This is a genomic window from Pseudonocardia sp. ZF1 (assembly GCF_056835605.1).
Genome location: NZ_JAJNBY010000001.1, coordinates 1,276,406 through 1,299,111 on the forward strand (window position 1 = coordinate 1,276,406; position 22,706 = coordinate 1,299,111).

Genomic DNA, 22,706 nt, shown 5'->3' on the forward strand with positions numbered 1-22,706 from the left:
CTACTCGGGAGCGGGCTCGGCCAGGACGCGCTGCGCGATCCGGAACGCCGAGTTCGCCGCCGGGACCCCGCAGTAGATCGCGGTCTGCAGGATGATCTCGACGATCTCGTCGCGGGTCAGGCCGTTGCGCCGGGCCGCCCGCACGTGCAGCTCGAACTCCTCCCAGTGCCCGTGCGCGACGAGCGCGGTCAGCGTCACCGCCGAGCGCATCCGGCGCTCCAGCCCGGGGCGGGTCCAGATCTCGTTCCACGCGTAGCGGGTGATCAGCTTCTGGAAGTCCGCGGTCGTGTCGTCGACGCGGCCCAGCGCCGCGTCGACGTAGTCCGAGCCGAGGACCTCGCGGCGCACGGCCAGCCCGTCGGCGTCCAGTTCGGCGGGGTCGATACCCGAGTCGCTCATGGCCGGCAGCCTCTCACGGCCGGCCGCGGCGGCACGCGCGCCGACCGCGACCGGTGGCGCGCCCGGAGGTGCCCGGCCACGCGGACGGTCGCGGCCGGTGACGCACACGGGGGAGTCCGGTCACGTGCGACGACCGCGGCCGACGGCACCGGCACGGGTCTCGGTACCGTGATCTCCGTGCGGTGGTGGCGGTTTCTTCTGGGCTGCCTCGGGCTGGTGCTCGCGGCCGCACTCGTCGTACTCGTGGCCCGGTCCCTGGGGCTGTCCGCCGTCCCCCGGTTCGGTGAGCTGCGCCGGGCCGTGGAGGCCGCCGGGATCTGGGGCCCGGTCGTGTTCGTGCTGCTCCAGGTCGCGTTGAACGTCCCGCCCTTCCCCCGGACGGTGTTCACCGTGTCCGCCGGGGTGCTGTTCGGCGCCGTCGGCGGTGCGGCGCTGACCCTGTTCGCGACCGCGCTGTCCGCGGTCGTGGCGTTCGCGCTCGTCCGGGCCACCGGCGGGCGGCTCGTCGCCCGCTACGCCGGCCACCCGCGCGCGGTGTGGGTGCGCCGCAGGCTCGACCACCACGGCGTGCTCGCGGTGACGTCGCTGCGGCTGATCCCGATGGTGCCGTTCGCGGTGCTCAACTACCTGTCCGGGCTGTCCCAGGTGCGGTTCTGGCCCTACCTGGTCGGCACCGTGATCGGGTCGGCGCCGAGCACCATCGCCGTCGTCGCGCTCGGCGACGCCGTGACCGGGCACGTACCGCCGGCCCTGCTGCTGGTCTCCGGGATCTGCGCGGTGCTCGGTCTCGGCGGGGTGCTGCTCGCCGCACGGCGGCCGCTGCCGGACGAGACCGACGGCGTCGCGCCCGGAGGCGCGGAGCCGGCCGGGACCGCGCCGCCCGCCGGGTGAGGCGGGCGACGCGACGCGTGCCGGCGGCGGGATTCGAACCCGCACTTGCACGGACCTAAACCGTGTCTCTCTGCCAGTTGGAGTACGCCGGCTAGTTCTTTCGGCCGCACCAGGTAGCGGTGAGGGCATGGCAGTTCGCGCACAGGATACGAAGGTTCTCGAGCCGGTTGTCGGTGTGGTCGCCGTTCACGTGGTCGAGCTGGAGCGGGACGGGTCGTCCCTGCCACTCGGTCAGGCCACACCCCTCGCACCGCGCGGCCTTCAGCCCCTCCGCGACGAGCCGCCGGCGCAGGGTCGCGCTGCTGCGGTAGCTCGACCCGCGGACCAGGATGTCCGCCAGCGGGCGTGCCCGCCGCCCCGGGAAGGTCCGGCCCCGGGCCCAGGAACGCCCCGTGAAGTGTGTCGTGTCGAGCTCGAGCGTCCGGATGTGCGCGACCACCGCCCGGAACATGCCGCCGCTGGGCTCGTACCCGAGCCGCCGGAGCACGGCGTGCACGCTGACCTCGGCCGCGACGGCCGCCCGCAGCTCGCCGTCGGTGTAGCGCCGTCGGTGGTTGCGGTGCCCGGGGTCGAGCGCGCCCGGGATGTGGCTCGCGTCCGCGCCGGTCCGGACGATGTGGGCTCGCAGCTGGTCGTACCGCCCGGGCCGGATGCCCAGCCGGTGACACACCTCGCTCGACCGTCGCGACACCGCCACCGCCGCGACCAGCTCGTCGTCGGTCCACCGGCGGGCGCGGGGCACGTCCGCTCACCCCGCGCCCGCCGGCCGGACGGGCATCAGACCTTCCAGTCCCGGCGCAGCTTCGCCACGTGCCCGGTCGCCTTCACGTTGTACTGCGCGTCGACGATCGTGCCGTCCTCGCCGACCAGGAAGGTGGAGCGGATGACCCCGGTGACCGTCTTGCCGTAGAGCTTCTTCTCGCCGAAGGCGCCCCAGGCGGTGAGGACCCCGCGGTCCGGGTCGGACAGCAGCGGGAAGGTCAGCTCCTCGTTGTCGCGGAACGTCGCGAGCTTGGCGGGCTTGTCCGGGGAGATGCCCAGCACGTCGATGCCCGCGCCGTTCAGCTCGGCGAGGTTGTCGCGGAAGTCGCAGGCCTCCTTCGTGCAGCCCGGGGTGCTCGCCGCCGGGTAGAAGTAGACGACGACCTTGCGGCCGCGGTAGTCCGCCAGGGAGACGGGCGTGCCGTCGGCGTCGTCGAGGGTGAAGTCGGGGGCGGTGTCGCCCGCCTGCAGCCGTGTGCTCATGACGATCAGCGTGCCACCCGTGTCCTCGTCCTCGGCGCCGAGCACGCGGCCTGTGGACGGACCGTCCGGTTGTGGACGGAGTGGGCTCAGGGCTCCCCGGCGAGCCGTTCCAGCCGTCGCAGCTGGCCGTCGAGGTAGGGCCGTGCACGGCGCAGGCCGCCACGTTCGGCGATCGCCGCGGCGAGCGAGCGCAGCGTGCCGAGCACCGCGGGCAGGTCCGGATCCCAGCCGCGCCTGCGGCACTCGGCGAACCAGTCCGCGGGGCTCGTGTGACCGCGGGCCCGGTTGCAGCGACCGCAGGCGACGACCTCGTTCTCCAGCCACGACGGTCCGCCCTTCACCTTCGGGACGAGGTGGTCGGTCGTGGCGCGGACCGGTCCGGTGCAGTCGCGGCGGCACCACACACAGTGCCCGCCGTCGCGGAGCGCGGCCAGCGCCAGGCGCTGTGCGCGCCCGGGCTGGGCGGGGGAGGGGGTCACGGAACGGTCAGAACGCGTAGCGGATGCGCAGCCACGGTGCGTGCCGCTCGACGAGGCCGCGCAGTTCACGCACCCCGCGGGCCTTCACGGTGTCCCGGTAGCGCACGTTCCACATGCCGTTGCCGCTGCGCTTGCCCTGCTGGATCGCGGGTCGCCACAGCACCTCCTCGGCCCGCGGGTGCCAGCCGAGGTTCACCTCGTGCAATCCCTCGTTGTGGGTCAGCAGGATCACCTCGGCGGCGGCCTGCGCACGGAACGCGGGGCCGGTGACGTCGCCGATCCGGCTCAGGAGCTCGGCCCAGTCGGCCTGCCAGCCCTCGCGCAGCACCACCGGGGACAGGTTGAGGTGCACCTCGTAGCCCGCGGCCACGAAGTCGTCGATCGCGGCGATCCGCCGGGCGACCGGGGTGGTGCGCACGTCGAGCAGCCTGCTGTCGCGTTCGGGCATCAGCGAGAACCGGATGCGGGTGCCGCCCTGCGGGTCGAGGCCCAGCAGCTCGCGGTTGACGTACTTCGTCGCGAAGCTGGCCCGCGCGCCGGGCAGATCCCGGAAGCAGCCGACCAGGTCGGCCACGTTGTCCGAGAGCAGCGCGTCGACCGCGACGTCGGAGTTCTCCCCGATGTCGTAGACCCAGTCGGTCGGGTGGACCTGGTTCGGTTCGGTCTTGGGCCCCTGACGCCGCACGTGCCCGCGCAGGTAGCGGACGATCCGGTCGATGTTGGTGAACACGGTGACCGGGTTCGCGTAGCCCTTCTGCCGGGGGACGTAGCAGTAGGCGCAGGCCAGCGCGCAGCCGTTCGCGGTGGAGGGGGCGATGAAGTCCGCGGAGCGGCCGTTGGGGCGGGCCGAGAGCGACTTCTTCTCGCCCAGGACCAGATTCTCGGTCTTGACCCGGACCCAGCGGTCCACGTTGCCGGCGTTGCCGTGCAGCGCCTCGATGTTCCAGTGCGAGGCGATCTCGACGATCTCGGCGCCGGGGAACGACAGTGCGACCTGCTGTCCGCGCGGCGACGCCAGCGCGTCCGGTTCGGCCCAGATCCGGCGGATGTCGAACAACTGTTCCACACTCACCGGCCCAGCCTCGCAGGATCGTGCGGGTACCGCCCGGCGACCGTCCGCGGCACCCGAATCGGCGGCGCGCCGTGGGCGGGCGCGCGGACCGGCCCGTGCGGTGGCTACGGTGTGTGCCACGCCGCTCGCGGTGCCCGGACGTCGGTGTCGGGGCAGCGTCGGGCGCGAGCAGCAGGAGTCCCGGGCGCGGACGCGTACCGGCCGAACCGGAGGTGGACGTGGTGGCCCGCGACCCCGAGAACATCCAGCGCGAGATCGAGAAGACCCGGGACGCGCTGGCCGAGAGTCTGGACGCCCTGGCGGACCGGGCGAACCCGAAGAACCTCATCGAGGGCGGCAAGGAGCAGCTCGCGGAGCGGCTCGCCGACCCGAAGGTCAAGTACTCGCTGATCGCGGTCGGCGCGCTGGTCGGGCTGGCGATCGTCCGCTCGATCTTCCGCTAGACCGCCTGCACGCCACGCCCGGCCGGTGTCCGCACCGGCCGGGCGTTCGTGTGTCAGGACAGCGAGTCGCGCAGCTCCAGCGTCGCGGCGCGGTCGGCACCCTCGGCCAGCGGGCGGCGGTAGCGGGCGACGAGCCGGGCCGCGCCGAACCCGGCGACGGCGACGAGGTCGTCGCCGCGCAGGTAGCCGAGCACGGTGCCCTTGACCGGGCCGTCGTCGAGACCCTCGCCGTGCAGCGGCAGCAGCGAGTCCGCGCGGTCCGGCCGCCCGACGAGCTGGATCTTCATGCCGAACTGGTCGGACCAGAAGAACGGCACCGCGGCGGGCGGCGGGGTCGTGCCGGTGATGTCCGCGGCGACCGCGGCGGCCTGGTCGCTCGCCGAGGTCCAGTGCTCCAGCCGGGTGCGCTCGCCGGTGTCCGGGTCGGTCCAGGCGGCCGCGTCGCCCGCCGCCCACACCCCGGGCAGCCCGTCGACCCGGCCGCGGTGGTCGCAGGGGATGCCGTCGGCGACGTCGACGCCGGTGGCCTCCAGCCAGCCCAGGTCGAGCATCCCGCCCACGCCGACGACGATCTCGTCGGCCGTCACCGTCGACCCGTCGGAGAGCGTGGCGCCCGAGTCCGTCAGCTCCGACACCGACACCCCGGTGCGCAGGTCGACCCCGGCGTCGCTCATCAGCCGGGCCACGACCGCACCGGCCTGCTCGCCCAGCAGCCGCGCCATCGGCACGGTGCCGGTCTCGACCACGGTGACCGCGACGCCCCGATCCCGGGCGGTGCTCGCGACCTCGGCCCCGATGAACCCGGCACCCACCACGAGCAGCGACGACGCCGAGGCCAGCGCGTCGCGCAGCTGCTCGGACTCGTCGACGGCGCGCAGCAGGTGCGCGGAGTCGGGCTGGTCGTCGAGCACCCGGGAGGTGACCCCCACGGCGAGGACGACGGCGTCGGCGTGCAGCACGGTGCCGTCGTCGAGCTCGACCTCGGAGCCGTCGGCCGGGTCCTCGGCGGGCCGCAGGGCGACCGCGGAGCGGCCGAGGTGGGTGCGTACGCCGAGCTCGTCGAGGTCCTCGGCGGTGCACAGGTCGACCTTGGTGCGCTCCCACTCACCGGCCAGGAACTGCTTGGACAGCGGCGGGCGATCGTAGGGGAGGTGCTCCTCGGCACCCACCAGGCTGATCCGGCCCTCGTAACCGTCCCGGCGCAGGTTCTCCACCGTGCGCAGTCCGGCCAGTCCTGCGCCGACCACCAGCACGTGTTCCGGCACGTTCATCTCCTACCTCCCCGCTCCGGGCCCGGACGGTGTGCCGGTCCCGCCCCGATCTTCGCGGACCGGGCACCGCGCCGCCGCGCGGCCCGGGCGTCAGAAGGTGCGGTCCTCCGGGTCGAGCCGGTTGCGCAGCCGGGACAGCGTCTGCGCGAGCAGCCGGGAGACGTGCATCTGCGAGATGCCGACCTCCTGGGCGATCTGGGTCTGGGTGCGGTTGCCGAAGAACCGCAGCATCACGATGGTCCGCTCGCGGGGCGCCAGCTCGGCGAGCAGCGGGCGCAGCGACTCGCGGTAGTCGACCCGGTCGAGCTCGGCGTCGGCGTCGCCGACCAGCTCGCCGACGGTGGCGCTGCCGTCCTCCGACGACAGCATCTCGTCGAGCGAGGAGCTGCGGTAGGCCTCGGCGGCCTCCAGGCCCTCCAGGACCTCGGCGACGGGCAGGTCGAGGTACTCGGCGAGCTCCGAGGGCCGGGGCGCGCGACCGAGGGTCTGGGACAGCTCGGACACCGCGCCGTTGATCGACACGTGCATGTCCTTGAGCCGTCGCGGCACCCGCATCGACCAGCTCTGGTCCCGGAAGTGCCGACGTACCTCACCGGAGATCGTGGGCACGGCGAAGGAGAAGAACTCACCGCCCTTCTCCGGGTCGAACCGGTCGATGGCGTTGATCAGCCCGACCGTCGCGACCTGCACGAGGTCGTCGAGGGGCTCGCCACGGTGGTTGAACCGGCGGGCGATGTGCTGGGCGACGGGCAGGTAGCCGGTGACGAGCTGCTCACGCAGCCGTTCCCGGCGGGGGTCGCCGTCGTCGAGACCCGCGTACTGCTCGAGCAGCGGGGTGAGGTGGGCGTACTGAGGGTCCGACGTCACGTCACAGCCCGTGACCCGCGAGCTTGTGCAGGCGGATGGTGAGGGCCGGGCGCCCGCCGTCCTCCTCACCGGACTCGACCGCGACGTGGTCGGCCAGGGTCTGCAGGACCCGCCAGCCGAAGGAGTCGGTGGGCAGCTGCGCACCGGTGGCCGTCTCGACCCGGGCGGTGACCTCGATCCGCTCGTCGGAGACGGCGAAGGTGCACCGCAGCGGCGACCCGGGGGCGGCCATCGCGACCAGCGTCGCGCACGCCTCGTCGACGGCCATCCGCAGATCGGAGACCGCGTCCAGGTCGAAGTCCGCGCGTGCGGCGAGGTCGGAGGCCACCGCACGGACCGTGGGGATCAACGCGGGCCGTGCCGCGACCCTGATCTCGACGGTGTTGTCGGTGCCGGCGCCGTGCGCCGTGCCTGCCACGTCCTCCTGGGCCACGCTGACGAGTCCTTTCGTGCGACGGGGGTGTCGGGCCGGATCATGTCGCCTCCGGCGGGGGTGTGCAGGACCGGGTGCCCGCTCAGGCGCCGGGAATGCCCGCCTGGTCGGGCAGGACGGTGAACAGCTGGGCGGAGCCGGTGACCTCGAGCGGTCGGAGCACGGCCCGGTTGGTGGCGACGACGAACAGCCGCCGTCCGTCCCGGGCGGCCCGCCGTGCGGTGTGGATGAGCACGCCGAGGCCGCTGGAGGCGAGGAACGTGACGCCCTCCAGGTCCACGGCGAGGTCGCGGCCGTCGCCGTCGGGGGCGAGGTCCAGCAGCTCGTCGAGAGCGGTCTCGAGGCGCGGTGCGGTCAGGGTGTCGACCTCGCCGCGCACGGTGAGCACGGTCAGGCCGCTGCGCGGTGAGGAGAAGCCGACGCCGAGGTGGGCGGAGTCGGTGCCGTCCAGCTCGGCGTCCCCGTCCCCCCGGGACGGTTGTGCCGGCGCGGATCCGGGCAGGGTGATCACCTCCGTGTCGGGCGCCGGGCGGCGCGGAAGCGTTGCGGAGCGCCGCCGTGCTCTCGACGGGCAGGTGTCTTCTCGCGCCGCACGACGCACCGGGGTCGCGGCGGGGCCGTCCTGGCCCGCGCCGGGTCCGGTCCACCCACGACAGGAGACCGGGCCCGACGATACCGGCCGGGCTCGGCGGGCCCGGCACGGCGCCTGCCCTTAGGCTCGCCCGGGTGACGCGGTACTCCGATCTCGGCCCCGACGCCCCGGCCGGTCCCCCCGGCGACGCGGTGGACAGGGCTGTCGACCAGGCGGTCGCGACCTCGGTGGAGTCCTTCGGGGAGCAGCCGAGCACCCCGGCTATGCCGCACGTGCGCGGCGGGGCGCAGGTGGCCGTCCTGATGATCGACATCTCCGGGCGCCGGATCGTCTACGCCAACACGACCGCGCTGGAGCTGGCCGGTGACCGCCCGGTGCAGCTGCCCGTCGGGGTCCGCGAGTGGAGCGAGGCCGCGCGGCTGACCGACCTGGACGGCCGTCCGTACACCGGCGAGGGGTCCCCGCTGGCCCGGATCGCCTCCGGCGAGGCGGTGTCCGGCGAGCCGGTCGCGCTGCACGGACCGGGGCTCATGCCCGACCGCGACGGTGTCCCGGTCCCGGGGGAGGGGGCCACGGCCAGCAGCACCCTGGTCTGGGTGACCGGGTTCGCGCTGGCCGACCCCGCAGCCCAGGGGCATGGCACCTACGCGCAGACCTCGGCCACCGGGCCCGGCCGGGCGCTGGCGGTGCTGTTGCCGCTGTCGGACTCCGAGGTCGGCCAGGGCGAGGACCGCGACCGGATGGGGTTCCTGCGCGACCGTGCGGTGCTCGCCACCGAGATGTCGTTCACCATCTCCGACCCGCAGCGTGAGGACGACCCGCTGGCCTGGGTGAACCCGTCGTTCGAACGGCTGACCGGGTACCCCCTCGACGAGGTGGTCGGGCGCAACTGCCGGTTCCTGCAGGGCCCCAACACCGACCGGTCCGCGGTCCGCCGGGTGCGCGAGGCGCTGCGGGACCGGCGGGCGATCACCGAGGTGCTGCTCAACTACCGGCGCGACGGCACCGCGTTCTGGAACCAGGTGTCCATCTCGCCGGTGCACGACGGCGACGGTGAGCTGGTCAACTTCGTCGGCGTGCAGAGCGACGTCACCGAGCGGGTCGTCGTCGAGCAGGAGCGGCGGGCGGCGCTCGCCGACGCCGAGGCCGCACGGGCCCAGCTGCGGCTGCTGGCCGAAGCGACCACCCAGATGACGACGGCGCTCGACGTGGCCGACGCCTGCCGCCGCTTCTCCCGGATCGTGGTGCCGGAGCTGGCCGACCTGTGCACGGTGGACCTGCTCGACACCCCCGACGGGGCGACCCGCGAACGGATGGCCGTCGCCGCCCGTGACGCCGACGACGAGGCGTTGCTGTCGCGGTCCGGTCCGCTGGGGGCGGTGCGGATCGAGCAGCAGGCCGAGACCGCGGTGCGGACCGGCAAGCCGTACCTGGTGCAGGAGCTGCCCGACGACGGCCGCGAGGTCTACCCCGACGACCCGGAGGCGGCCGACGCCTACGAGCGGCTGCGGCTGCGCTCGGCGATGGTCGTCCCGCTGCTCGGCCGCGGCCGGGTGCTCGGCCTGGTGACACTGTCCACCCAGTTCCCCTACGGCCGTCGCTGGACCCAGCGCGACGTGCACCTGGCCTCGGACCTCGCGGGCCGCGCGGGGCTGGCCGTCGACAACGCCCGGCTCTACGAGGTGGAGCGGGCCGCGGCGGCGACCCTGCAGCACAGCCTGCTCCCGGCGCTGCCACAGGTCCCGGGGATGCGGGTCGCGGCCCGCTACCTGGTGGGTGCGGACGGCAACCAGGTGGGCGGGGACTGGTACGACGTGCTGCCGATGCCGGACGGCTCGGTCGGCGCCGCGGTGGGCGACGTCGTCGGCCACGACCTGTCGGCGGCGGCCGCGATGGGGCAGCTGCGCGGCGTGCTGCGCTCCTACGCCTGGGGCGGGGACGCTCCCGGGCCGGTGCTCGACCGCTGCGACCAGCTGGTGCAGGGCCTGGACATCGCCGCGATGGCGACCGCGGTGTACGCCCGGTTCGGGCCGGTGACCCCCGACGGCGGACGCGAGCTGACCTACGCCAACGCCGGGCACCCGGCGCCGCTGCTGCGCGACCCGCAGGGCCGGCTGCACCGGCTCGACGCGCACCACTCACCGATGCTCGGCGCGGTGCCGGACTACGGGCGGGCCGCCGGGGCGCACCGCGGCGGCGCCACGGTCCCGTGTGCCGCCGGGTCGCTGCTCGTGTTCTACACCGACGGTCTGACCGACATCATCGGTGAGGACGCCGACGCCCGCACCGAGCTCATCGAGCGCACGCTGGAGGACCTGCCGTCCGACGCCGACCCGGAGCGGGTGGTGGAGCGGGTGCTCGAGGTCTGCCTGCCGGACCGGCTCGACGACGACATCGCCCTGCTCGCGATCCGTCTGGACCACCCGGCCTGACGGTCCGGTCGGCCGGGCCGTCACCCGTCCGGACCCGGCCGCGCGGAGCGACCCGATCGGCCCCACCGGCCGACACGATCGGCGGCCGGCCTGCCGTGTCGGCCGGTGGGGCCGGACGGGTCGACCGCTCCGGCCGCGTCGGGCGTCCGTGGTCGACCGGTCCGCGGTCGACCGTCCGGGGCGGCCGCCCCCGGGCGGTGCCCCGCCCGGCAGCGGGCCGGTGCCGTTCGACCGTCCGACCCATCCGCGCTACCGGTGGGCGGGCCGAGGTCACGGCGGTGTTGCGGTCGGCGCGGTCCGCGGGTTCCGGACCGGGGGTCGTCGCCCGCTCGTGGATCGGGTGACCCCACTCGTCCGTCCGGGTGGGTAATCGACGGCCGAATCGGGGATCCGGGCGTTGTACTCGACGGACGAGGACGTGCGGGATCGACGGGGGCGAGCGTGAGGCAGGGGACGACGCGACCACGGAGGCTGGTCGCGGTGGCACTGACCGCGGCGGAGTCCGCCCGTGCGGGGGGCCCGCTCGCGGCGCTCTCCGGTGAGGCGGGGGAGACCGACCTGCTGGTCGTGCGGGACGACCCGGCCCCCACCCGGCGCCCGCTGACACCGGTCGAGGCGCGGGAGCTGCTGGCGGCCGAGGACGACACCGAGGACGTGCCGGTCGAGGCGCTGCCGGTCGAGCGGGTGCGGGTGCACCGGCTCGGGCTGCGCTGGGCGGTGCAGGACGGCGACGAGGCGGACCTCGTCGCGGCGCTCTCGGAGCTGGTCGGGTTCGACCCCGACGACGACACCTGGTGCGTGGCCCCGGCCGCCGCCGGGCCGGTGGACGACCCGGAGATCGAGGTGATCCGCCGCGCGGTGCGCCGCGTCGCCCGGGTCTACGGCCTGCCGGTGCTGCCCTACCGGCCCGCCGGACCCGCCGCGGAGGACGTCACGGAGCCGGAGGCTCTGCCCTCGGCGGTGTGACTCCGGCCGGGCGGCCGGAACGGCCGAGCAGCAGAACGGCCCGCCCGGAACCCGGGCGGGCCGTGCCGGATCGACGATCCGTCGTCCGTGGTCCGTCAGACGACGGCGGCGAGGCCGGGGCCCTGCTCGGCGACGATGCGCTCGGCGTCGCGACGCTCGATGATGGCGCGGCGCTCGGACTCGCCCAGCCCGCCCCACACGCCGAACGGCTCACGGCTGGCCAGCGCGAAGCGACGGCACTCCTGCAGCACGGGACATCCCCGGCAGACCTGCTTCGCGCGCTCGGTGCGACGCGACCGGGAGGGGTTGCGCTCCCCGTCGGGGTGGAAGAACACGGCGCTGTCCATGCCGCGGCACGCACCCAGTCGCTGCCACTGCCACACGTCGTCCATCGGGCCGGGAAGCCGGGAAACGTCGCTCACGTGCTCACCTCGTCGCTCGGGGCCCGGGAGGACCGGGTTGGCTCCTCACCCCGGTTCCCGAGGGGGTTCGAGATCAAACCTGCGCGATGCCGGGATGGGTGCTAGCGACGGGCCGTGCGAGGCGTCCCGGGGCGGCCGCGCGGTCGGACGGACCGGGCATCGCCCCTGTTCACGACACCGCCACGCATCCCCGGGCCGCGCACTCCGCCGCGCCAGGGGGTGGATCCGGGCTCGTCGATATGTGACTCAGGTCACTTTCTCAGGAGTCGAGTGCGGCCTGCACGTCGTCGTGGATGTCGAACAGATGGTGCAGCCCGGCGATGCCGATCGGGCGCAGGACACGCCGCTCGGTGCACGCCAGACGCAGCTCGACCCCGGCCCGGTGGGCCTGCTCCCGCAGCTCGATCAGCGCCGCCAGCCCGGAGGTGCCGAGGAAACGGACCCCGTCGAGGTCCAGCACGACCAGCGAGGCCGCGGAGATCTGCTCGGCCACCGCGTGCCGCAGCTCCGGCGCGGTCAGCATGTCCAGCTCACCGGTCACGGCGACGACGACCGTCCCGTCCGCGGGCCGGGAGTTCTCCAGCCGCAGCCCGTCGCAGGTGTCGGTGACATCGGGTGACGTCCCGCCCGAGCCGTCGGTGGTGCCGGCGGCGGGCGGACGGGGGTCGGTCATTGGGTCGACGGTAGGCACCGCGGCACGCCGTCGCCACTCGGAGCCCGCTCAGCGCAGGCGATGTGTCCCGTCGGGCATCCGCACCGTGAGGCCCCTGCGGGCCAGCAGCTCCAGCAGCGGCACGACGACGCGGCGGCTGCTCCCGAGTACCTCCCGCGCGGCGGAGACGGTGAACGCGCCGTCGAGCCCGTCGAGCGCGGCGACCGCCCGCTCCGGCGCGTCGGGGCCGAGCACGACCTCCGGGGCCACCCGCAGCAGCTCCCCGGCGCGGTCGAGCACCGCCAGCTCCCGCGGCCCGAGCCCCAGCTCCGCGAGCCGGGCCGCCCCCGGCGCGGCGAACGGGGCCCCGTCGAGGTCGGCGCGCACGCGGGCCGCGGCGTCGCGCAGGGCCGCGGGCGGGCCGGTGTCCGCGGCGGCCCGCACCCGCCCGTCGCGCAGGACGAGACCGGACCCGCCGACGGCGGACAGCACGGCCTCCACCAGCGCGACGTCCGGGAGTCCCGCGGCGCGCCGGGCCGCGGCGAGCGGCAGCCCGGGGTCGAGGGGGTCCTCGGCGTCGTGTGCGGCGACGGCGGCGGCCAGTGCGGCGGCCGACGACGCGGCGGTGGCCGGGTGCAGCAACCGGCCCGCCGCGCCGGGGACCCGGGCCGCGAGCGCGGCCACCTCGCCGGCGGGCACGCCCCAGCGCACCAGGTCGTCGGCCCGGACGGTGCCGCGCCGGGCGAGCTCGGCGTCGGCGTCGGGGACGGCACCGGCCCCCGCGAGCTCGTCGGCCCGGCGGCGGGCCGCGCCGCGCCTGCGCAGCGGCGGCGGTGCCGGGTCCAGCACCGTCACCCCGGCCACGATCCGCCCGGCACCCGGGTCACGCAGCACCGCCCGGTCCCCGATCCGCAGCGGCAGCGGCCGTGCCGGGGTCAGCCGCACGACCGGGTCGCCGCCCGCCGGGCCGGGACCGAGCGGGCGGACCCGCACCGGCACGGCCGCCGAGCCGACGTGCAGGGTCAGTCCGACCGGCGACGACGGCAGCGGTACCGGCCCGCCGATCCCGTGCAGCCGGGCGTCGGCCGCCCCGGTCACCGGCCACGCCCCCGGGCCGAGCAGCGCGTCGCCGCGGTCGACCCGGTCACGGGGGACGCCCCGCAGGTTCAGCGCGACCCGCGCGACCGCGTCGGCGGCGTCGACCGGCTCGCCGAGCTCCTGCACCCCGCGCACGGTCACCGGTGCCCGCCCGGCGCCGCCGTCGAGCTCCAGGGTGTCGCCGGGGCGCACGGTGCCGCTGCGCAGCGTGCCGGTGACGACGGTCCCGGCCCCGCGGACGGTGAACGCCCGGTCCACCCACAGCCGCACCGGCCCGTCCGGGTCGGGTGCGGGCAGCCGTGCGGTGAGCGCGGCCAGCGCGCCGCGCAGCGCGTCGAGACCGGTGCCGGTGCGGGCGGAGACGGCGACCGAGGGCCAGCCGCCGAGCCCGCGGGCGGCGAGCGCGGCGCGGGCGTCGTCGAGGGCCAGCTCGGGGTCGAGCAGGTCGGAGCGGGTGACCACGAGCAGTCCGTCGGTGACGCCCGCGGCCGCGAGCGCGTCGGCGTGCTCCCCGGACTGCGGCATCCAGCCCTCGTCCGCGGCGACGACGAACAGCGCCGCCGGGACCGGACCGGCCCCGGCGAGCATCGTGGCGACGAAGCGTTCGTGCCCGGGGACGTCGACGAACGCGACCGTGCCCGCCCCCGGCACCTCGGTCCACGCGAAGCCCAGGTCGATGGTCATCCCGCGGCGGCGTTCCTCGGCGTACCGGTCGGGCTCCATCCCGGTCAGCGCCCGGACCAGCGTGGACTTGCCGTGGTCGACGTGGCCCGCGGTGCAGAGGACGTGCACGGCTCAGCCCTCCGGACGCACGGGCACCGCGCGCACGGCCCTGGCCAGCGTCGCGTCCGCCGACGCCGGCAGCGCCCGCAGGTCGAGCAGGCAGCGCCCGTCGGTGACCCGGCCCAGCACCGGCGGGTCACCGGCACGCAGTGCGGCCGCGTACCGCTCGGGCAGCGCGACCGCGGCGCTGGGCAGCTCCACCCCGGGTGCGCCGCCACCGCCGACCCCGGCGACGGTGTCCGTCGCGGTCGCGTCGATCCCGTCGGCGGCCAGGGCCTCGGCGAGCGTGTCGGCCCGCGCCCGCAGCGCGGCCGGGTCGGCGTCGAGGAACTCCCGGACGGGCGTCGGCGGCCCGGCCACCGACGCCTCCAGCGCCGCGAGGGTCAGCTTGTCGACGCGCATCGCCCGGGCCAGCGGGAAGCGCCGCACCCGCTCGACCAGGGCGGCGCCGCGGTCCCCACCGCCGAGGAGCAGCCCGGCCTGCGGCCCGCCGAGCAGCTTGTCCCCGGAGGCGGTGACGAGGTCGGCGCCGTCGGCGAGGGTGCCCGCGGCGTCGGGCTCGTCGGGCAGCAGCGGGTGCGGGGTCAGCAGCCCGGACCCGATGTCGACGACGACCGGTGGCCCCAGCCCGGCCAGCTCCCGGACCCCGACGGCCGAGACGAACCCCGTCACCACGAAGTTCGACGGGTGCACCACCAGCACGAACGCGGTGTCCGGGCCGATCGCGCCGGCGTAGTCGCGCAGGTGGGTGCGGTTGGTGGTGCCGACCGGGCGGAGCCGGGCCCCGGTGGACTCGATCAGCTCGGGGATGCGGAAGCCGTCGCCGATCTCGACGAGCTGGCCCCGGGAGACGACGACCTCGCGGCCGGTGCCGGCGAGGGCGGCGCACACCAGCGCGAGGGCGGCGGCGCCGTTGTTCGCCACCCAGGCCGCCCCCGCACCCGGGACGGCGGCGCGCAACGCGGCCAGCGCGTCCGCGCCGCGCGGCCCGCGGCGCCCGGTGGCCAGGTCCAGCTCGACGTCGCAGGTGCCCGCGGCCACCCCCAGCGCGTCGACGGCGGCGGCCGACAGCGGCGCCCGGCCCAGGTTGGTGTGCAGCAGGACGCCGCTCGCGTTGAGGACCGCCCGGATCCCGGTCGCGGCGGCGGGCAGCGACGCCCCGGCGACGGCGGCGACCTCCTCGGGTGCGATCCGGCCCGCCCGCGCGTCCTGCTGCGCGGCGACGACGGCGCGCTTGACCCGCGGCCGGCCCAGCCGTGCGGCGGCACCGGCCAGCGCCGGGTCGGCCAGGACGACGTCGGTCCGGGGGACGCGCCGGCGCGGGTCGGGCTCGGCGGGAGTCACCGGCGCACCGTAACCCCCGTCACACCGTGCTGTCCCGTGCTCCGGGCCGTCGCGTTCCGGGACCCGGGGTCAGGACGTCCGCTGCCCGCTGCCCTCGGTGGTGGCGGCGGTGCCGGTCGCCGGGGCCGCATCGGCCGGCGGCTCCGGCTCCCGCTGTTCGGGCAGCACCACAGCCGGCAGGTCGACGGCGTCGGCGTGGTCCACGACCACGGCGGCGTCGTCGGCCGCGAGCTCGCCGGTCCCGGGGGCCTCCCCGGTCCGCAGGGCGTGCGCCGGGCCGCCCACCGGGCGCCGGACACGCTCGCCCTGGTCGGCGCCGCGCGCGGCCCGGGCGGGCGCGTCGAGCCTGCCGAGCTCGGACCCCAGCATCCCGTGCAGCCGGGCGATCTCCTCGCGCACCGAGGAGCGCAGCGCGGACACGTGGGCGTGCATCGACGCCGCGGTGTCCGCGACGAGCTCGCTGTCCCGCCGCGCGGCCACCCCGGCCGCACGCAGCCGGTCGACCTCCGCGCGGGCGTCGTCGACGATCCGGGCGGCCTCGTCGCGGGCGGCGTCCACCAGCTGCGCGGCCTCGGTCTCGGCGGTGCGCCGCCGCATCGCGGCCTCGTGCTCGGCCATCCGCAGCACCTTGTCCGCGCGCATGCCGAAGGTCTCCGCGGGTCGGGACCGGGCGTCCTCGAGGGCGGCGGCGAGTGCCTCGGCCCGGCGCTCGGCGGCGTCGCGGGCGTGCTCGGCCGCGGCGAGGCGGCCCACCAGGTCCTCGACGGTGTGCTCGACGCTGCGGGCGCCGTCGCCGCCGCGCGGGGCGCGCTGGGGCAGTCCGACGGCCGTCGTCGGAGGGAGCACGGCGTCGGCGACGGGCCCGGCCGGGGGAACGGCGTCCCCGGAGCGGGTCGTCTCGTCGTCGCGTACGTCCTCGGCCGTCACCTCGGCGCCGGTATGCGTGACACCGTCGGTCACCTCGTCGTACCCCCCGTGCAGCTGCTCACGGTGCGTCAGTCTCCGTCTCCCCGGCGCAGCCCGACAGCCCCCGTTCGGCGGACGGCGGCAGTCCGGCGGTCGACGGTGTGTGACGCGGGCGATCACGGAGCGACGCTGCCAGGATGGGGACATGTCCGACACCGGTGTCGTCCGTCGTCTCACCGAGTTCAGCCACGGCGCGGGCTGCGGCTGCAAGCTCGGACCGGCCCAGCTGGGGGAGGTCCTGGCGGCGGTCACGCCCCCGTCCCATCCGGACCTGCTGGTCGGCACCGACACCGGCGACGACGCCGCGGTCTGGCGGCTGTCCGCGGACCGTGCGCTGGTCGCGACCACCGACTTCTTCACCCCGATCGTCGACGACCCGGGGACCTGGGGCGCGATCGCCGCCACCAACGCGGTCTCCGACGTCTACGCCATGGGCGGCACCCCGCTGTTCGCGCTGAACCTGGTGTGCTGGCCGTCCGAGCAGCTCGGGCCCGACGTGCTGGCCGCCGTCCTGGAGGGCGGCGCCGGGGTGGGGCGGCGGTGCGGGTTCGCCGTCGTCGGCGGGCACACGATCGACGACCCGGAGCCGAAGTACGGCCTCGCCGTGGTGGGGGAGGTCCACCCGGACCGGGTCCTGACCAACGCCGGGCTGCGCCCGGGCGACGAGCTGGTGCTGACCAAGCCGCTCGGGATCGGCGTGACCACCACCGCGGTGAAACGCGGGGTGCCCGCGGACGTCGACGCCGCCGTCGCCGTCATGACCACCCCGAACGCCGACGCCGCGACGGCCGCCCGCGAGGCGGGCGCCACCGGCTGCACCGACGTCACCGGCTACGGCCTGCTCGGGCACCTGACGAAGATGACCGTCGCCTCGGGGGTGGACGCCCACGTCGACGTCGCCGCGGTGCCGCTGCTCGGCGGGGTGCGGGAGCTGGTGGCCGACGGCGTCGTCCCCGGCGGCACGCTGCGCAACCGCGCCTGGATCGACGACCGGGTCGTCGCGGGCTCCGCGGGCGAGGAGGACCTGCTGGTCCTGTCCGACGCCCAGACCTCCGGCGGGCTGCTGTTCGGCGCCGCCCCCGGCCGCGGCGACGCCGCCGTCGCGTGGCTGCGCGGGCGCGGGCACGACGCGGCCCGGATCGGCACCGTGACGGAGGGGACCGGGCTGGTCCGGCTCTGAGGCCGATCTAGGGTCGGGGGCGTGCAGCCCGTCGACCGCTCCTGTGCCCGTACCCGCGCCTGGGTCGACGAGGCGATGCGTCGCGTCCAGGCCGACGCGAACCGTTCCGGCGACACGCACCTGCACGTGCTGGACCTGCCCGCCGAGTGGGGCGTGCAGGTCTACCTCAAGGACGAGTCGGTGCACCCCACCGGCAGCCTCAAGCACCGGCTGGCCCGGTCGCTGTTCCTCTACGCGCTCGCGTCGGGCTGGATCACCGAGGGCACCACGGTCGTCGAGGCCAGCTCCGGGTCGACGGCGGTCTCCGAGGCGTACTTCGCCCGGCTGCTCGGGGTGCCGTTCGTGGCCGTCATGCCGCGCTCGACCAGCCCGGAGAAGATCGCGCTGATCGAGCGGGAGGGCGGGCGCTGCCACTTCGTCGACCACGGCGGCGAGGTCTACGCCGAGGCCGAGCGGCTCGCCGCGGCCACCGGCGGGCACTACCTCGACCAGTTCACCTACGCCGAGCGCGCGACCGACTGGCGCGGCAACAACAACATCGCCGAGTCGATCCTGGCCCAGCTGGCCGAGGAGCCGCACCCGGTGCCGGAGTGGATCGTCGTCGGGGCCGGGACCGGGGGCACCTCGGCCACGATCGGCCGCTACCTGCGCTACCGGCGGCTCGCGACCAGGCTGGCCGTCGTCGATCCGGAGGGGTCGGCGTTCCTGCCCGGCTGGACGGCGGGGGACCCGTCGTACGCGACCGGGGCGGCGTCGCGGATCGAGGGGATCGGGCGGCCCCGGATGGAGCCGAGCTTCGTCCCGTCGGTGATCGACCGGATGGTCCCGGTGCCCGACGCGGCCAGCGTCGCCGCCGCCCGGCACCTGCGCGACCGCACCGGCCGGTGGGCGGGCGGGTCGACCGGCACCAACCTGTGGGGTGTCTACCAGGTCGTCGCGGAGATGCTCCGCGCCGGACGCGCGGGCAGCGTCGTGACCCTGCTGTGCGACGGCGGCGAGCGCTACCGCCACAGCTACTACGACGACGCCTGGGTGGCCGCCCAGGGGATGGACCTGGCGCCCTACACGGAGACCCTCGACCGGTTCGTCGCCACCGGGGTCTGGTCCCCGCCCGCGGACTGAGCCGGGCCGGGGATCATTCCCCGGCGAGCAGGGCGCCGGTCGCGAGCAGCCGCCGCTCCGACCCGGGCCGGCCCACGAGCTGCACGCAGCCGTGCTCCCCGGGCCGCTGCACCGGCGCGACCAGCGACGGCAGCCCGGCCAGGTTCCACGCGGCCACCCCGGTGGACCCGGCCCCGGACGCCCCGGGCGGGGCGGGCAGCAGACCGGCCTCGGCGCCGGCGTCGTCGAGCCAGGCGATCATCCGCTGCCGCCACGACGCGGGCGTCGCGGGACGCAGCCCGCCCAGACGCCGGACGCGGCGGCCGCGCCGGACCAGGCTGCGGGCGCTGCGCGGCAGCTCGGCGGGGTCGAGGCCGAGGTCCTCGACCCGGCGGGCGAGCCCGGCCTGACGGCGGCGGGCCGAGTGCACGACCAGTACGGCCCGGTACGGCGGGTCGGCCGCGACGAGGCCCAGCCCGGCGTCCTGCAGCAGCCGGATCGCCGCGTGCACCGCGGACGCGGAGTCCGGCCCGGCGAGCCGGGTGCGGCCGGTGCGCAGCGACGCGGCCAGCGAAGAGACGGGCGCCGCGGCCGGACCGGGGCCGGTGCCGGCGGGGGTGGTGAGCCGCAGCACCGACGACGGCGCGGGCGGCCCGCCGGTGCCGCGCGAGAGCGCGTCGAGCACGGCGGTGAGGTCCTCCGCGCGTCCGGCGAGCAGGGTGGGCTCGGCCAGCCCGCACCAGCGTCGCTCGGCGGCGTCGGGCAGCGGGAGCACCCGGCGGCCCGGCTTGAGCGCGGCGATCCCGTGGGCGGCGGCGGCGCAGCGCAGCGTGCCGTCACCGTCGACACCGATCCCGAGCGGGACGACGCCGGAGGCGACCACGGTCGCGGTGGCCCGGCCACCCGGGGTGGCGTCGAGGCCCACCTCGTGCTCGGCGGTCCGCGCCCGCCCTGCGACGAGTGCTCCCGCGGCCCGCAGCCTGCGCACGATCTCGTCCCCGCGCCCGGCCACGGAGATGCCGTCCTCGACCACCACCGGGACCCCTGCCAGCGGCAGGGCGAACCGGTCGGTGCGCCGGTCGAGCGCCGCGGCGGCCGCGCGCAGCGGCGCGGGGTCCACCACCAGCCCGGCGCCCACGGGGACCGCGTCGCCGGGGGTGGCGAGGAGCCGCTCGGCGACGGTGGCCGCGCTCAGCCGCCCCTCGCGTACCGCAGCCGCGAGCTCCGGCACACCGGACGGGCCGTCACCCGAGGTGGGGGACAGCTCGTCCAGGTGCAGGAGGCTCATCGCGGTGGGGCTCGTCGTCCCGGTCGTCGGGGGTGATGGTCGGCGGAGGCGGACGGGAATCGAACCCGCCTGGCCGAGATGCTCGGCCACGTCGGTGTTGAAGACCGCGGGGGCCACCAGGCACCCATACGCCTCCGGGTCGTCAGGCCGTGCGGAGCGCCTCCGGCACGCCGTCGGCCACGTCGAACAGGGACATCAGGTTGGTCGCCTCGAGCGCGCGGGTGACGGCGTGCGAGCCGCAGACCAGCCGTAGCCGGCTGCCGGCGTTCTCCGCCTTCTCCTTGCCCTCGACGAGCGCTGCCAGCCCGGCCGACCCGAGGAACGTGACCCGGGTCAGGTCCACCACGAGCAGGCTCGCGGAGCCGATCCGCTCGGCGAGTCGTTCGCTCAGCACGGGCGCGGTCATCGTGTCGATCTCGCCGTGCACTCCGACGACGACGGCGCCCTCACCGTGCTCGGTCACCTCGAAGCGGACGACCTCGCCGACGTCGGGGCCCTGGTCTCCCCCCACCCCGGTGGGCGTCTCACTGCTCATGTGTCGTGCTCCCTCGCGAGTCGTCGCCGTCGGCGCCGTCGACGTGCTCGTCGTCCGTTCCCGGACGCGTCCTCGACGTCACCGTGAGTGACAACCGGCCGCCGTTGCTTGACGTACCGCTCGTGCTGCCTCCGCACCAGCCTAGTCAGCGCGGTCACCCACCCTACGACCGCGGTCGCAGGTGGCACAAACGTCCCGGGACACGGTCGGGCGCGCTGCCCGGGGTGGTCCGGCCCGGCTGGCAGGGTAGGGGCCATGAGCGTCGAGCAGTCTCCGCCGTTCGGGGTCCGGATCGGTGTCCGCAGCTACGAGATGGACGTGAACGGGCACGTCAACCACGCCGTCTACCACCAGTACGGCGAGCACGCCCGGATGGAGCACTTCCGTGCCGCCGGGCTGTCCCAGCACGCGCTCGGCGCACACGGCCTGACGATCGTGCTGCTGTCGACGACGGTGCACTTCCGGGCCGAGCTGCGCGCCGGGGACGAGCTGCGGATCGACTCGGTGATCGCGTTCACGACGCGCAAGCCGTTCACGATGAGTCACCGGATCGTCCGGGTGGCCGCGGCCGACGGGGCCCGGACGGACGATCTCGCGGCCGAGGTGGAGTGCACCCTCGGGGTCCTCGACACCACGACGCGACGGCTGGTCGCCGACCCGCACGGCAGGCTCGTCGCCGCGTCGTCGGACCCGGCCCTGCTGGGGCCGGGTCCGGACGTCACCACGTCCTAGCGCGGTCCGTGGCGGCGGGGCGTCGCCACGGACCCGCGGGCGGCTCAGCCGCGCCGGGCGGGGCCGGCGCCGTACGGGCCGCCGGTGCGGGCGGGGACGGGGCGGTACCCGCCGGTGTCCTGCGGCCGCCCGGGGGCGGCGGCCGGGTGGCCCCCGGTGCCCTGGGGCCGGGCCGGGGCGACGGCCGGGTACCCGCCGGTGCCCTGCGGCCGGGCGGGGGTGACGGCCGGGTGGCCGCCGGTCGCCAGGATCCTGTGCGGGGCGGTCGTCCCGGCCCGCGCCGGTCCGATCAGCGGCGGCACCGCTCCGCCGGCCCGCCGCACCGCGCGGCGCGACCGGAGGTAGGCCCGCGGGCCGTTCAGCAGACCCCGGTTGCGCGTCTGGTCGGCGTCGGCGGGCATCGCCACGCCCGCGCCCGCCTCGCGGTCGGAGATGTGGCGCAGCCGGGCGACCGCCGCCGGGAGGCGGCGCAGCGCGACCGACCGGCCCTGCGGCGACAGCGCCACCTTGGCCAGGAAGCTGCCCAGTCCGACGGCGTAGCCCTCCATCTGCTTGCGCAGCGCGGCCTGGTCGGGGCGGTGGTGGTGCCACAGGTAGGCGCCCGGGGCGTAGCCGAGGACGTTGCCGGCCAGGATCATGCGGACGAGGAACTCGCAGTCCTCGCCGCCGTGGGTGGGGGTGCCCGGGCCCATGGCCTCGTCGAAGCCGCCGACGGCGCGGGCGGCCCCGGCCCGCACGGCGAGGTTGGCGCCGATGCCGAACAGGCCGGGTGCGAACGGGAAGATCGGGGAGTCCGCGGGGGGCTCGGCGAGGGTGAACCGGCGTGGGGTGAAGCCCTTGTTCCAGGCCAGGGCGACGTCGGCGGCGCGCTCCTCGGGGCTGCCCAGGCGGGCGGCCAGTACCGGGCCGGAGACGCAGGCGAGCTCGGGGTCCGCGGCGAACGCGCCGGCGATGCGCGAGGCCCAGGCGGGGTCGACCTCGGTGTCGTCGTCGGTGAAGGCGACGATCTCGGTGCGGGCCTCGGCCAGACCCCGGTTGCGCCCGACCGACGCGCCCCGGCGGGGCTCGCGGACGTAGCGGACCCGCGGGGACCCGGCGGCGGCGACGGCGTCGCGGGTGAGCTCGTCCGGCGGGTCGTTGTCGACGACGACGACCGACAGTGCCGGGTGGTCGGAGGCGAGGACCGCGCGCAGGCAGCGGGCCAGCGACTCGGGCCGGTTGCGGGTCGCGATCACCACCGTCACGGGGTCGCTCGCGACCGGAGCCGGGGCCACCCGCTCGGGCGACCCCAGGGTGATCAGTGCGGACCGCAGCTCCGCGATCGTGGCGCGACCGCCACGCAGCGGCACGGTCACCTGACCCTGCGGAGTGCCACCGACGGTGACGAGCAGACGGGCGGCGTGGAAGGCCGGGTCGACCCGCAGATCACGCAGCGGGCCGAGCCGGTCCAGCTCACCGACCCAGGTCGCGGCGTCGTTCGGCGCAGACATCCCTGACATGGGACACAGTGTCGGG

The 22,706-nt window shown here is 76.2% G+C and carries 24 protein-coding genes and 2 tRNA genes; 7 read left to right on the forward strand and 19 right to left on the reverse strand.

Annotated features, from left to right (window positions below; translation table 11 throughout):
* Entirely contained in the window at nucleotides 1-399 is a 399-nt protein-coding gene (locus tag ZF1_RS06460) for a carboxymuconolactone decarboxylase family protein (protein WP_062404267.1), read from the reverse strand.
* 177 nt (nucleotides 400-576) lie between these two features.
* On the opposite strand from ZF1_RS06460, the gene ZF1_RS06465 reads away from it, so the two are divergent.
* The gene (locus ZF1_RS06465; protein ID WP_482636730.1) at nucleotides 577-1,290 is read left to right on the forward strand and encodes a TVP38/TMEM64 family protein; all 714 of its coding nucleotides are present in this window, start codon (nucleotides 577-579) and stop codon (nucleotides 1,288-1,290) included.
* Nucleotides 1,291-1,308: 18 nt separating this feature from the next.
* Here the strand turns inward: ZF1_RS06465 and ZF1_RS06470 are convergent.
* The 5 genes from ZF1_RS06470 to ZF1_RS06490 form a co-directional block, all read right to left on the reverse strand.
* Nucleotides 1,309-1,382 (reverse strand) — tRNA-Leu (locus tag ZF1_RS06470).
* Nucleotides 1,382-2,032 carry an HNH endonuclease signature motif containing protein gene (locus tag ZF1_RS06475; RefSeq protein WP_482636731.1) on the reverse strand — a complete coding sequence of 217 codons (651 nt, stop codon included), beginning with the start codon at nucleotides 2,030-2,032 and terminating at the stop codon, nucleotides 1,382-1,384. The genes ZF1_RS06470 and ZF1_RS06475 overlap by 1 nt, the downstream gene beginning before the upstream one ends.
* Nucleotides 2,033-2,067: 35 nt before the next feature.
* Nucleotides 2,068-2,535: a thioredoxin-dependent thiol peroxidase gene (gene bcp, locus ZF1_RS06480; RefSeq protein WP_308818288.1), complete on the reverse strand. Its 468-nt coding sequence runs from the start codon at nucleotides 2,533-2,535 to the stop codon at nucleotides 2,068-2,070.
* A gap of 86 nt (nucleotides 2,536-2,621) precedes the next feature.
* Nucleotides 2,622-3,014 carry an HNH endonuclease gene (locus ZF1_RS06485; protein ID WP_161151331.1) on the reverse strand — a complete coding sequence of 131 codons (393 nt, stop codon included), beginning with the start codon at nucleotides 3,012-3,014 and terminating at the stop codon, nucleotides 2,622-2,624.
* A 7-nt stretch (nucleotides 3,015-3,021) separates the two neighbouring features.
* Complete coding sequence (locus ZF1_RS06490; protein WP_482636732.1) at nucleotides 3,022-4,086, reverse strand: spore photoproduct lyase family protein; 1,065 nt, start codon at nucleotides 4,084-4,086, stop codon at nucleotides 3,022-3,024.
* Nucleotides 4,087-4,307: 221 nt separating this feature from the next.
* On the opposite strand from ZF1_RS06490, the gene ZF1_RS06495 reads away from it, so the two are divergent.
* Nucleotides 4,308-4,529: a DUF3618 domain-containing protein gene (locus tag ZF1_RS06495; RefSeq protein ID WP_062404273.1), complete on the forward strand. Its 222-nt coding sequence runs from the start codon at nucleotides 4,308-4,310 to the stop codon at nucleotides 4,527-4,529.
* A gap of 53 nt (nucleotides 4,530-4,582) precedes the next feature.
* Here the strand turns inward: ZF1_RS06495 and ZF1_RS06500 are convergent, their stop codons facing one another.
* The 4 genes from ZF1_RS06500 to ZF1_RS06515 form a co-directional block, all read right to left on the reverse strand.
* Entirely contained in the window at nucleotides 4,583-5,800 is a 1,218-nt protein-coding gene (locus ZF1_RS06500) for an NAD(P)/FAD-dependent oxidoreductase (RefSeq protein WP_482636733.1), read from the reverse strand.
* Between the two features lie 90 nt (nucleotides 5,801-5,890).
* Entirely contained in the window at nucleotides 5,891-6,667 is a 777-nt protein-coding gene (locus ZF1_RS06505; protein WP_208825020.1) for a SigB/SigF/SigG family RNA polymerase sigma factor, read from the reverse strand.
* A gap of 1 nt (nucleotide 6,668) precedes the next feature.
* The gene (locus ZF1_RS06510) at nucleotides 6,669-7,100 is read right to left on the reverse strand and encodes an ATP-binding protein (protein WP_482636734.1); all 432 of its coding nucleotides are present in this window, start codon (nucleotides 7,098-7,100) and stop codon (nucleotides 6,669-6,671) included.
* Between the two features lie 82 nt (nucleotides 7,101-7,182).
* On the reverse strand, nucleotides 7,183-7,611 hold the full coding sequence (locus ZF1_RS06515) for an STAS domain-containing protein (RefSeq protein ID WP_251785500.1): 429 nt from the start codon (nucleotides 7,609-7,611) through the stop codon (nucleotides 7,183-7,185).
* 215 nt (nucleotides 7,612-7,826) lie between these two features.
* Between ZF1_RS06515 and ZF1_RS06520 the strand changes: the two genes are divergently transcribed.
* Nucleotides 7,827-10,124 (forward strand): SpoIIE family protein phosphatase, encoded by a 2,298-nt coding sequence (locus ZF1_RS06520; protein WP_482636735.1) that lies wholly within the window; start codon nucleotides 7,827-7,829, stop codon nucleotides 10,122-10,124.
* 480 nt (nucleotides 10,125-10,604) lie between these two features.
* Nucleotides 10,605-11,090, forward strand: a complete 486-nt coding sequence (locus ZF1_RS06525; RefSeq protein ID WP_482636736.1) for a hypothetical protein — start codon at nucleotides 10,605-10,607, stop codon at nucleotides 11,088-11,090.
* A 95-nt stretch (nucleotides 11,091-11,185) separates the two neighbouring features.
* On the opposite strand, the gene ZF1_RS06530 is transcribed toward ZF1_RS06525, so the two are convergent.
* The 5 genes from ZF1_RS06530 to ZF1_RS06550 form a co-directional block, all read right to left on the reverse strand.
* Nucleotides 11,186-11,512 (reverse strand): WhiB family transcriptional regulator, encoded by a 327-nt coding sequence (locus ZF1_RS06530; protein WP_060710891.1) that lies wholly within the window; start codon nucleotides 11,510-11,512, stop codon nucleotides 11,186-11,188.
* A gap of 259 nt (nucleotides 11,513-11,771) precedes the next feature.
* Nucleotides 11,772-12,185: an STAS domain-containing protein gene (locus tag ZF1_RS06535; RefSeq protein ID WP_482636737.1), complete on the reverse strand. Its 414-nt coding sequence runs from the start codon at nucleotides 12,183-12,185 to the stop codon at nucleotides 11,772-11,774.
* Nucleotides 12,186-12,233: 48 nt separating this feature from the next.
* Nucleotides 12,234-14,054 carry a SelB domain-containing protein gene (locus ZF1_RS06540; RefSeq protein WP_482636738.1) on the reverse strand — a complete coding sequence of 607 codons (1,821 nt, stop codon included), beginning with the start codon at nucleotides 14,052-14,054 and terminating at the stop codon, nucleotides 12,234-12,236.
* Nucleotides 14,055-14,057: 3 nt separating this feature from the next.
* Nucleotides 14,058-15,389: an L-seryl-tRNA(Sec) selenium transferase gene (selA, locus tag ZF1_RS06545; protein WP_482636739.1), complete on the reverse strand. Its 1,332-nt coding sequence runs from the start codon at nucleotides 15,387-15,389 to the stop codon at nucleotides 14,058-14,060.
* A 69-nt stretch (nucleotides 15,390-15,458) separates the two neighbouring features.
* The gene (locus ZF1_RS06550; protein WP_482636740.1) at nucleotides 15,459-16,316 is read right to left on the reverse strand and encodes a hypothetical protein; all 858 of its coding nucleotides are present in this window, start codon (nucleotides 16,314-16,316) and stop codon (nucleotides 15,459-15,461) included.
* A 184-nt stretch (nucleotides 16,317-16,500) separates the two neighbouring features.
* Between ZF1_RS06550 and selD the strand changes: the two genes are divergently transcribed.
* On the forward strand, nucleotides 16,501-17,535 hold the full coding sequence (gene selD, locus ZF1_RS06555; RefSeq protein ID WP_357546079.1) for a selenide, water dikinase SelD: 1,035 nt from the start codon (nucleotides 16,501-16,503) through the stop codon (nucleotides 17,533-17,535).
* A 21-nt stretch (nucleotides 17,536-17,556) separates the two neighbouring features.
* The gene (gene cds1, locus ZF1_RS06560) at nucleotides 17,557-18,657 is read left to right on the forward strand and encodes an L-cysteine desulfhydrase Cds1 (RefSeq protein WP_482636741.1); all 1,101 of its coding nucleotides are present in this window, start codon (nucleotides 17,557-17,559) and stop codon (nucleotides 18,655-18,657) included.
* Nucleotides 18,658-18,670: 13 nt separating this feature from the next.
* Here the strand turns inward: cds1 and ZF1_RS06565 are convergent, their stop codons facing one another.
* From ZF1_RS06565 to ZF1_RS06575, 3 genes are all read right to left on the reverse strand, one after another.
* Complete coding sequence (locus tag ZF1_RS06565) at nucleotides 18,671-19,924, reverse strand: amidase (protein WP_482636742.1); 1,254 nt, start codon at nucleotides 19,922-19,924, stop codon at nucleotides 18,671-18,673.
* 43 nt (nucleotides 19,925-19,967) lie between these two features.
* A tRNA-Sec gene (locus tag ZF1_RS06570) sits at nucleotides 19,968-20,060 on the reverse strand.
* A gap of 6 nt (nucleotides 20,061-20,066) precedes the next feature.
* Nucleotides 20,067-20,459, reverse strand: coding sequence for an STAS domain-containing protein (locus tag ZF1_RS06575; protein ID WP_482636743.1), 393 nt, complete (start codon nucleotides 20,457-20,459; stop codon nucleotides 20,067-20,069).
* Between the two features lie 255 nt (nucleotides 20,460-20,714).
* Between ZF1_RS06575 and ZF1_RS06580 the strand changes: the two genes are divergently transcribed.
* Complete coding sequence (locus ZF1_RS06580) at nucleotides 20,715-21,191, forward strand: acyl-CoA thioesterase (protein WP_482636744.1); 477 nt, start codon at nucleotides 20,715-20,717, stop codon at nucleotides 21,189-21,191.
* A 44-nt stretch (nucleotides 21,192-21,235) separates the two neighbouring features.
* Here the strand turns inward: ZF1_RS06580 and ZF1_RS06585 are convergent, their stop codons facing one another.
* Nucleotides 21,236-22,681, reverse strand: coding sequence for a glycosyltransferase family 2 protein (locus tag ZF1_RS06585; protein ID WP_482636745.1), 1,446 nt, complete (start codon nucleotides 22,679-22,681; stop codon nucleotides 21,236-21,238).
* Nucleotides 22,682-22,706: the final 25 nt, after the last annotated feature.